This is a genomic window from Acidimicrobiales bacterium, assembly GCA_036273495.1.
Classification (GTDB): domain Bacteria; phylum Actinomycetota; class Acidimicrobiia; order Acidimicrobiales; family JAJPHE01; genus DASSEU01.
This window is the reverse complement of sequence record DASUHN010000048.1, coordinates 1-8,731: the sequence shown is the minus strand read 5'-3', so window position 1 is coordinate 8,731 and position 8,731 is coordinate 1. Positions and strand designations below refer to the sequence as shown.

Here is an 8,731-nt window from a genome sequence, read left to right as displayed (position 1 = left end):
GGACCGCCTCGGCCAGGTGGCGTACCGGCGCCACCACGGCCACGGCCCGCAACCAGTGCGGGATCAGCTGCCACGGGATGAACACCCCGGAGGCGAAGAACAGCGGCAGGGTGACCGCCATCACGACCGGCTGGGCCGACTCGACCCGCCGAACGACCGTCGAGGCGGCAAAGCCGAGGGCGCACATCGACACGGTGCCGACGACGATGGCCAGCGCCAGGGTGGGGAGCATGCGCGCCGGCACCGAGGCCCCGTAGGCGAAGCGCCCGAACGCCAACAGGATGGTGGCCATGACCACGGCGATGACCGCCGCCGTCAGCGCCCGGCTCAAGAGGAGCACCCACGGCGGCTCAGGGGTGGCGCGCCGGCGCTTCAGGATTCCGAGCTCGCGCTGCGAGACCAGGACGATGGCCAGGCTCATGAACGCCGAGTCGATGACGGCGAAGGCGGCGAAGTTGGCCACGTAGTAGGTCGACTGCCGGAGCGACGCACCGTTCTCGATCACCCAGCTGTTGCCGAAGATCGACGCGAACAGCACGACCATCATGATCGGCAGCCCGATGGTGAAGACGCGCGACTGGCGGTCGCGCAGCTGGACGGTGAGGTCGTAGCGCAGCTGGTGGCGGAGGAGGGACAGGGTCATCAGGAGACCTCCCCCGTCCCGGCGGTCAGCCGCAGGTACACGTCCTCGAGGGTGGGCTGGCGGACGCTGAGCTCGCTCACCTCGACCCCCGCCGTGGCCGCCCACGCCGCCAGCTCGGCCAGGTGGACCAGGGGGTCCTCGCTCAGCAGCTCCACCCGCCCCCCCGCCACCTGGGCCCGGCGCCGCCACCGGGGCGGGAGCGACCGGGGCGAGTCGATCGGGGCGCGGAAGCCGATCCGGGAGGCGGCGGCGTCCCGCCCGCCGAGAGAGGCGGGCGTGCCCTCGGCCACGATGCGGCCGTCGACGATCACGGCGATGCGGTCGGCCAGGGCATCGGCCTCCTCGAGATAGTGGGTCGTGAGGAAGATGGTCTTGCCGAGGCTGCGCAGGCCCGAGACCACCTCCCACGCCGCCCGCCGGGCGGCGGGGTCGAAGCCGGTGGTCGGCTCGTCGAGGAAGATCAGCTCGGGATCGCCGACCAGCGCCAGGGCCACGTCGAGGCGGCGCTGCTGGCCCCCGGACAGGCGCTCGGTGCGGATGCCGGCGTGCCCGGTCAGCCCGACCAGGGCCAGGACCTGGTCGACAGGCAGCGGGCGGTCGTAGAAGCCGGCGTACAGGTGCAGGGTCTCGGCCACCGTCAGGAGGGGCTCGGGCGGGCACGACTGGAGCACCACGCCGACCCGGCTCCGCCAGTGCCCGTCGGCGGTGAGCGGGTCGGCCCCGAGCACCTCGACCTGGCCCGCGGCCGGGCGCCGGTAGCCCTCCAGGATCTCGACGGTCGTGGTCTTGCCGGCGCCGTTGGGGCCGAGGAAGGCGAAGATCTCGCCGCGCCGCACCTCCAGGTCCACCCCCCGGAGGACCTCACGGGGCCCGTAGGACATCCGCAGGCCGCGGGCCCGTACGACGACGGGCGCCGGGTCGCCTGCGGCGGGCGGCGACGGGGTGGGGCGGGCGGCGGGCTCCGGGGAAGCGGCGGGACGGGCGGACACGGCCATGACCGCATTGTGCGGTCCCGTACCGTCCGGGCGCATCGTCCCCCGGCACGGTCCGGGCTCATACTCCGGTATGACGGGCGAAGGTACCGCCGCACGATGCCTCCCCCACCGCCCCCTCCTTAACCTGGTGAGGATGCCGCTGACCCCCCCGGACGACGTCCAGGCGTCGCGGTGGGAGAGCGTCATCTCCCTCGGGGGAGCGCTGGCCCTGTTCGTGGCGGTGGGCTGGCAGCGCTCGGCGTTCATCCATCCCCGCATCGCCACCCTCCTGGTGGTGCTGGCCGCCGCCCCGTGGGTCGTCAACCACTTCTGGGTCCGGGTTCCCTGGCCGGTCTGGGTCGCCGTGGTGCTCGCCGCCGTCACCGCCCTGCTGTGGCAGCCGCTCAACAACGACTTCGCCCCGTTCTTCTTCGTGTTCCTGGCCGGGACGATGGCGACGGCCCAGCCCCGGGCGGTCTCCCTGCCGGTGGCGGTCCTCTGCTGCGCGCCGGTCGGTGCCCTCGAGGCGGGGGGGCGGTACGGCGGGGGGGCGGTGATCTGGTCCTTCGCCGTGGCGGCGGCGTGGTTCTTCGGCTTCGGCTACCGCTGGCAGCTGTCGCTGCTGGAGCAGCTGCGGGCGGCCCAGGCCGACCTCGGCGAGCGGGCGGCGGCCGACGAGCGCCGGCGGATCGCCGGAGAGATCCACGACCTGGTGGCCCACACCCTGGCCGTCACCGTCCTGCACTTGAGCGGCGCCCGGCTGGCCCTGCAGGACGGGGAGACGAGCGAGGCGTTGGACGCCTTGACCCAGGCGGAGAAGGCGGGTCGCGAGGCGATGGCCGACATCCGGGGGGCCGTTGGCCTCCTCGGGGGCGGGGCCGCCACCGGAGAGGGCCGGGGTGGGGCCCCGCCCGGCGTCACCGACGTGCCGGGCCTGGTCGACGGCTACTCCTCGGCCGGCCTGGACGTCCGGCTGCGCTTCGACCTCGACGGGGCGGCGGTCAGCGCCACGACCGGCCTGGCGGCGTACCGGATCGTGCAGGAGGCGCTGGCCAACGCCGCCCGCCACGCCGGAGGCCAGCCCGTCGCGGTGGAGGTGCTCTCCGCGGCGGGGCTCCTGCGGATCGCCGTCGAGAACCCCCTCCCCGCCGGCTGGTCGTCGGCCCGCGAGGGGATGGGCGTACCGGGGATGAGACAGCGGGCCGGTGTCGCGGGGGGCCGCGCCGCGGCCGGCCCGGCCGGTCCGGCGTGGCAGGTGACCGCCGAGCTCCCGTTGGAGAACGGGTGACCGAGGTCATCCGGGTGCTGCTGGTCGACGACCAGGAGCTGATCCGGGCCGGCATCCGGCGCATCCTCCGGCCCCGGCGCGGCTTCCAGGTCGTCGGTGAGTGCGACGACGGGGACCAGGTGGCGGCGGCCGTCGCCTCCACCGGGCCTGACGTGGTCGTGATGGACGCCCGGATGAGGCGGGTGGGAGGGCCCGAGGCCACCCGGGCGCTCAAGGCCTCGGACCGTCCCGTCCCCGTGCTCGTCCTCACCACCTACGACGACGACGAGGTCCTGTCGGCGGCCCTGCGCGCCGGCGCCGACGGTTTCCAGCTGAAAGAGGCGGCCGGGGACGACCTGGAGCGGGCCATCCGGGCGGTGGCGGCGGGCGGGTCATGGATCGACCCGGTGGTGGCGGGACGGGTGCTGGCCGCCTACAAGGGGGCGGGTCCGGGCACCCCCGGCCCGGCGGTGGACGCCCTCACCCGCCGCGAGAAGGATGTGCTCCAGCTGGTGGCCAGGGGGCGGTCGAACTCGGAGGTGGCGGGCGAGCTGTACATCTCCGAGGTGACGGTGAAGACCCATCTCGGCCACATCCTCACCAAGCTGGGGCTGCGGGACCGGGCGGCGGCCATTGTCTGGGCCTTCGACCACGGGCTGGTGTCACCCGGCGGCTGAGCGTGCGATCGTGGCGGCCGTGAGCCATCCCGACGACGAGTTCCACCCGCCCACCACCGACGACCCCGAGTGGTCCGAGACGTGCTGGTTCAGCTTCGGCGTGCCGGAACGGCGCCTGTCCGGCCAGCTGTACCCGTTCTTCCGGCCCAACCTGAAGGTGTGCGCCGGGGCCGCCTACGTGTGGGACGACAGCGGGGACCAGCTCTGGAACGTCCAGTACGCCAAGAACTTCTGGCACCTGCCGATGCCCGACCAGCCCCTCTCGGACATCACCCTGGCCAACGGCATCCGGTACCGGTGCGTCGAGGACCAGCGGGTCTACGAGGTCCGCTACGAGGACCCCGACGGGGACGAGCTCAGCGTCGAGCTCACCTACACGGCGGTGGCCCCGCCCAACTACCTGGGCCAGGGCCACCTCGACCAACCCGGTCGGTTCACGGGAAGGATCGTGCTGCGGGGTGAGGAGATCCCGGTCGACTGCTTCGGCATGCGCGACCGCTCCTGGGGGGTGCGCAGCCAGTTCGGGACCGGGCACGGTCACGTGGGCTACAGCTACGGCGCCGTCGACGAGGGATGCGGGTTCCAGAGCATCTACATGCACGACCACGATGCGCTCATCCACGGCCACCTCATGCGCGACGGCCAGTGGGGCAAGCTCGTCGAGGGCCGCAGAACGGTCGCCGAGCGCGACCCGACGACCGCCTACCAACGCCGGGTCGTGATCGACGCCCGCGACGAGCACGGCCGGGATCTCCACGCCGAGGGGCGGGCGCTCAACGCCTTCGGCATCCAGATCAACCCCAACCTGGCGTCGATGGACTGCATGATGGAGTGGGACATCGACGGCGCCGCCGGTCACGGGCAGGACAACGACGACTGGACCCAACCGACAGCTCGCGCCTTCTTCCGCCGGACCCTCTCCGGCGGGACGGAGGAGCCTCTCGACGGCACCCCGACCTGAGGTGTAGCAAGGGATGCCCGAGGAGAGGAAAACCGGATGACCCCCGACCGGCTGAGCCCGTTGGACGCCTCGTTCCTGCACATCGAGAACAGCGTGCACCACATGCACATCGCCTCGATCGGGATCTTCGAGGGGCCGTCCCCCGGGCAGCGGGCGGTGGCGGACATGATCGCCGGCAAGCTCCCTCTCGTCCCCCGCTACCGGCAGGTGGTCCGGAACGTTCCGTTCCACCTCGGCCGGCCGCTGTGGGTCGACGACCCCCACTTCAACATCGACTACCACGTGCGCCACACCGCCCTGCCCGCGCCGGGCGGGGACTCCGAGCTGCGCCGCCTGGTGGGCCGGGTGATGTCCCAACCCCTCGACCGGGACAAGCCTCTGTGGGAGGTCTGGGTCGTCGAGGGCCTGGAGGACGACCACTGGGCCATGCTCGCCAAGACCCACCACGCCATGGTCGACGGGGTCTCGGGAGTCGACCTCCTGGCGGTGGTCATGGACGCCTCGCCCGAGCCCTCGGCCCCGCTCCCCGACGACTGGCACGCCGAGACCCCGCCATCGGACCGCGACCTCCTCGTGGGGGCGCTACGGGACATGGCGCTCAGCCCCTACGAGCAGATGCGCGCCGTGCGGGCCACCACCCGGGTCCCGCGCCAGGCCCTCCGGGCCGCCGCCGAGGTCGTGGGTGGGCTGGCGACCCTGCGCGGCCTCGTGCGCCCGACCCCGCCGTCCAGCCTGAACGGCCCCCTCGGCCCCCACCGCCGCTACGCGTGGGCCAGCGCCAGCGTCGACGACATCAAGCGGGTCCGCAAGACCCTCGGCGGATCGTTCAACGACGTCGTGCTGACAGCCATCACCCGCGGCTTCCGCGACCTGCTCGAGGCCCGGGGGGAGCCGGTCGACCGGGTGCTGCGGACCCTGGTGCCGGTGTCGGTGCGGGCCCGGGACGCCAGTGGCCGGGCGGTCGGCGACGGCACCTTCGACAACAAGGTCTCGGCCATGTTCGCCGAGCTGCCGATCGGCCTGTCGGATCCGGTCGAGCGCCTGCACGCCGTGACGGCGCAGATGAGCGCCCTCAAGGAGTCGAACCAGGCGGTGGCGGCGGAGGCGATGACGTCGCTGACCGGCTTTGCCCCCCCGGTGCTGCTGGCGCTCGGCACACGCATCGCCAGCCGGGCCGCCCAGCGCAACGTCAACACGGTCACGACCAACGTGCCCGGCCCGCAGCTGACGCTGTACGTCGCGGGCCGGCGCCTGCTCCGCGCCTATCCGTACGTGCCTCTGGCGAGCCAGGTCAGGGTGGGAGTGGCCATCTTCTCCTACGACGGCCTGGTCACCTTCGGGATCACCGGGGACTACGACGGCGCCCCGGACATCGAGGTCCTGGCCGGCGGCATCGAGGCGGGGATGGCGGAGCTCACCAAGCTCGCTTCCTGACCCGCGACCCGGGAACGGCGCGGTGCCGCGGCTGCTGATCGTCCATCACACCGCGTCCCCCACCCTGCACTCGCTGTTCGAGGCGGTGATGGAGGGGGCCGGAGATCCCGCCCTCGCCGAGGTGGAGGTGGTGGGGCGCGCCGCCCTGGCGGCGACGGCCGTCGACGTCATGGAGGCCGACGGCTACCTGCTGGGCACGCCGGCCAACATCGGTTACATGTCCGGGGCCCTCAAGCACTTCTTCGACCAGATCTACTACCCGTGCCTCGAGGAGACGGTCCGGCGGCCCTACGCCCTCTACGTCCACGGCAACAGCGACACCACCGGGGCGGTGCGAGGCGTGGAGGCGATCACGACGGGCCTGCAGTGGCGCCGGGTCCAGCAGCCGGTCAGCGTCATCGGCGCCCCCACCGCGGCCGATCTCGACGCCTGCCGCGAGCTGGGCGCGGCCGTGGCCGCCGGGCTGCTGCTGGGGTAGGCCGGGCCGGATGGGGCGTCGGCTATCTGTCCCCGCCCGTCAGCCCCCCGCCATGGCGCCGACCACGCAGAAGGGCTCGGCGCCGGCCACCACCTTGTCCGGGAGCGGGGCGTCGGGCGGCTCGTGGGAGAGGTCCTCCTCGCATGCGAAGAACCGCACGAAGGGCCGGCGCCTCCCGGTGGCGCGGTCCCGGATGGTCCCGCACAGCACGGGGTAGCGGGCTTCGAGGGCGTCGAGCACCGTCGCCTGCGTGACCGCGCCCACCACGTCCAGCTGCACCTGCCCGTCGATGCCGGCCAGGACCCGCAGGTGGCCGGGAAGCCGCAGGTGGATCACCTGCTGCCCGGTCACGGCAGGGTCTGCACCTCGACCGACAGCACCGCCGGCAGGTCGCGGGCGATGGCCGTCCAGCTGTCCCCCTCGTCCGCCGACGCATAGACCTGTCCGCCCGTGGTGCCGAAGTAGACGCCGCACCGGTCGAGACCGTCGACGGCCATGGAGTCGCGCAGCACGTTCACGTAGCAGTGGCTCTGCGGGAGCCCGGTGGTCAGCGGCTCCCATTCGTTGCCGCCGGTGCGGCTGCGGTACACCCGCAGCCTGCCGTCGGGCGGGTAGTGCTCGGAGTCGCTCTTGATCGGAACGACGTAGACCGTGTCCGGCTCATGCGAGTGGACGTCGATCGGGAACCCGAAGTCGCTCGGCAGGTTCCCGCTGATCTCGTGCCAGGAGTCCCCGCCGTCGTCACTGCGCATGACGTCCCAGTGCTTCTGCATGAACAGCACGTCGGGACGCGACGGGTGCAGGGCGATGCGGTGCACGCAGTGGCCCACCTCGGCTTCCGCGTCGGGTATGCCCTCGGAGTGGAGCCCGCGGTTGGCCGGCCGCCAGGACTCACCGTCGTCGTCGCTGCGGAACACCCCGGCGGCGGAGATGGCGGCGAACATCCGGCCCTGGCGCCGGGGATCCAGCACCACGGTGTGCAGGCACATCCCTCCCGCTCCGGGCTGCCAGGCCGGGCCCGAGCCGTGGCCCCGCAGCCCGCTCAGCTCCTGCCAGGTCTGGCCTCCGTCGCCCGACCGGAACAGGGCGGCGTCCTCGACCCCGGCGTACACCGTGTCGGGGTCGGCCAGGTCGGGCTCCAGGTGCCACACCCGGGCAAACTCCCACGGGTGCGGCGTCCCGTCGTACCACTGATGGGTCCCGGGCACCCCGTCGTAGCGGAACTCGTTGCCCACCGGCGCCCACGTCACCCCACCGTCGTCGGAGCGCTGCACGACCTGGCCGAACCACCCCGTCGACTGCGACGCGTACAGCCGGTCGGGAGCGGCCGGCGAGCCCTTCACGTGGTAGATCTCCCACCCCGCGAAGTGCGGGCCGGCGATGCTCCAGTCCCGCCTGGCGCCGTCGGCGGTGATCACGAACGCGCCCTTCCGGGTGCCCACCAGAACCCTGACCTCGGCCATGACGGCGAACGTATCAGGCGCCCCCGGAGACCGCAGCCCATACCGGGGTGACCGAGCCGGAGCCTCCGGGTACGACAAGATCCTGCTCGTGACGCGCAACTGGGCCCTGGTACCGCTTCGCGTGTTCCTGGGCGTGACCTTCGCCTTCGCCGGGCTCCAGAAGCTGGCCAACCCCGACTTCTTCCGCTCGTCGAGCCCGATCTCGATCCAGTCGCAGCTGTTGGGTGCGGCGCGCCACAGCCCGATCCATCCGGTCCTGACCGCCCTGGGCCACGTGGCCGTTCTCGTCGGGGTGCTGCTGGCCCTGGGGGAGCTGGCCGTCGGCCTCGGCACCCTGGCCGGGCTGCACGCCCGGGTGGCGGCGGTGGGAGGCCTGCTGATATCCCTCGGACTGTTCCTGTCGGTGAGCTTCCACTCGAGCCCGTACTACACGGGATCCGACATCGTGTTCCTGTTCGCGTGGACGCCCCTGCTCGTGGCCGGGCCGGGACCGTTCTCGGCCGACGCCCTCCTCGCCGGCCGGGCCGGTCGCGGCACCGGTGCCGCCTCCGCCGGTACCGGTGCCGACATGGAGCGCCGGACCCTGCTCCTCCGGGCCGGGGCCACCGCGGCCCTCGGTGCGGCCGGGGCGGTGGCGGCCGGTCTGGCGGCCGGCATCGGCCGCCTGGTCGGGGGCACCCCATCCCGCGCCCCCGCTTCCCTGGCCGCCGGGACCGCGCCCCCTCCGACCGCGGCGACGACCACCACGACGGCCCAGCCCCCCGGGCCGCCGTCCGGCTCCGCCTCCCCCTCCACGGCGCCGCCGACGACCCAGGCCCCCCGCCCCCCCGGGAC

General features: G+C 73.3%; 10 protein-coding genes. 6 read left to right on the top strand and 4 right to left on the bottom strand.

From position 1 onward, the window contains the following. A partial coding sequence (locus VFW24_01905; protein HEX5265502.1) for an ABC transporter permease occupies positions 1–643 on the bottom strand: 643 nt, incomplete at its 3' end. Continuing rightward, the gene (locus VFW24_01900) at positions 643–1,638 is read right to left on the bottom strand and encodes an ABC transporter ATP-binding protein (GenBank protein HEX5265501.1); all 996 of its coding nucleotides are present in this window, start codon (positions 1,636–1,638) and stop codon (positions 643–645) included. The genes VFW24_01905 and VFW24_01900, both read right to left, overlap by 1 nt. A gap of 133 nt (positions 1,639–1,771) precedes the next feature. On the opposite strand from VFW24_01900, the gene VFW24_01895 reads away from it, so the two are divergent. The 5 genes from VFW24_01895 to VFW24_01875 are packed head-to-tail and all read left to right on the top strand — an operon-like array spanning position 1,772 to position 6,434. Further along, positions 1,772–2,905: a histidine kinase gene (locus VFW24_01895; GenBank protein ID HEX5265500.1), complete on the top strand. Its 1,134-nt coding sequence runs from the start codon at positions 1,772–1,774 to the stop codon at positions 2,903–2,905. Continuing rightward, the gene (locus VFW24_01890) at positions 2,902–3,561 is read left to right on the top strand and encodes a response regulator transcription factor (GenBank protein HEX5265499.1); all 660 of its coding nucleotides are present in this window, start codon (positions 2,902–2,904) and stop codon (positions 3,559–3,561) included. The genes VFW24_01895 and VFW24_01890 overlap by 4 nt, the downstream gene beginning before the upstream one ends. 10 nt (positions 3,562–3,571) lie before the next feature. Continuing rightward, positions 3,572–4,522 carry a hypothetical protein gene (locus tag VFW24_01885; GenBank protein ID HEX5265498.1) on the top strand — a complete coding sequence of 317 codons (951 nt, stop codon included), beginning with the start codon at positions 3,572–3,574 and terminating at the stop codon, positions 4,520–4,522. A 36-nt stretch (positions 4,523–4,558) separates the two neighbouring features. Next, on the top strand, positions 4,559–5,956 hold the full coding sequence (locus VFW24_01880; GenBank protein ID HEX5265497.1) for a wax ester/triacylglycerol synthase family O-acyltransferase: 1,398 nt from the start codon (positions 4,559–4,561) through the stop codon (positions 5,954–5,956). Between the two features lie 22 nt (positions 5,957–5,978). Beyond that, positions 5,979–6,434 carry a flavodoxin gene (locus VFW24_01875; protein ID HEX5265496.1) on the top strand — a complete coding sequence of 152 codons (456 nt, stop codon included), beginning with the start codon at positions 5,979–5,981 and terminating at the stop codon, positions 6,432–6,434. Positions 6,435–6,473: 39 nt separating this feature from the next. Here VFW24_01875 and VFW24_01870 read toward each other — a convergent pair whose 3' ends face one another. Together VFW24_01870 and VFW24_01865 are read right to left on the bottom strand one after the other, a co-directional pair. Continuing rightward, the gene (locus VFW24_01870; GenBank protein HEX5265495.1) at positions 6,474–6,785 is read right to left on the bottom strand and encodes a MoaD/ThiS family protein; all 312 of its coding nucleotides are present in this window, start codon (positions 6,783–6,785) and stop codon (positions 6,474–6,476) included. Further along, positions 6,782–7,897, bottom strand: coding sequence for a sialidase family protein (locus tag VFW24_01865; GenBank protein ID HEX5265494.1), 1,116 nt, complete (start codon positions 7,895–7,897; stop codon positions 6,782–6,784). Before VFW24_01865 ends, VFW24_01870 begins: the two co-directional genes overlap by 4 nt. A gap of 88 nt (positions 7,898–7,985) precedes the next feature. Here VFW24_01865 and VFW24_01860 point away from each other — a divergent pair. After that, a partial coding sequence (locus VFW24_01860; protein HEX5265493.1) for a TQO small subunit DoxD occupies positions 7,986–8,731 on the top strand: 746 nt, incomplete at its 3' end.

What these genes read in the sequence shown, in the direction of transcription:
- VFW24_01900 (HEX5265501.1), bottom strand. Translation starts at nt 1,638, where the DNA reads ATGGCCGTGTCCGCCCGTCCCGCCGCTTCCCCGGAGCCCGCCGCCCGC.
- VFW24_01895 (HEX5265500.1), top strand. Translation starts at nt 1,772, where the DNA reads ATGCCGCTGACCCCCCCGGACGACGTCCAGGCGTCGCGGTGGGAGAGC.
- VFW24_01880 (HEX5265497.1), top strand. Translation starts at nt 4,559, where the DNA reads ATGACCCCCGACCGGCTGAGCCCGTTGGACGCCTCGTTCCTGCACATC.
- VFW24_01865 (HEX5265494.1), bottom strand. Translation starts at nt 7,897, where the DNA reads ATGGCCGAGGTCAGGGTTCTGGTGGGCACCCGGAAGGGCGCGTTCGTG.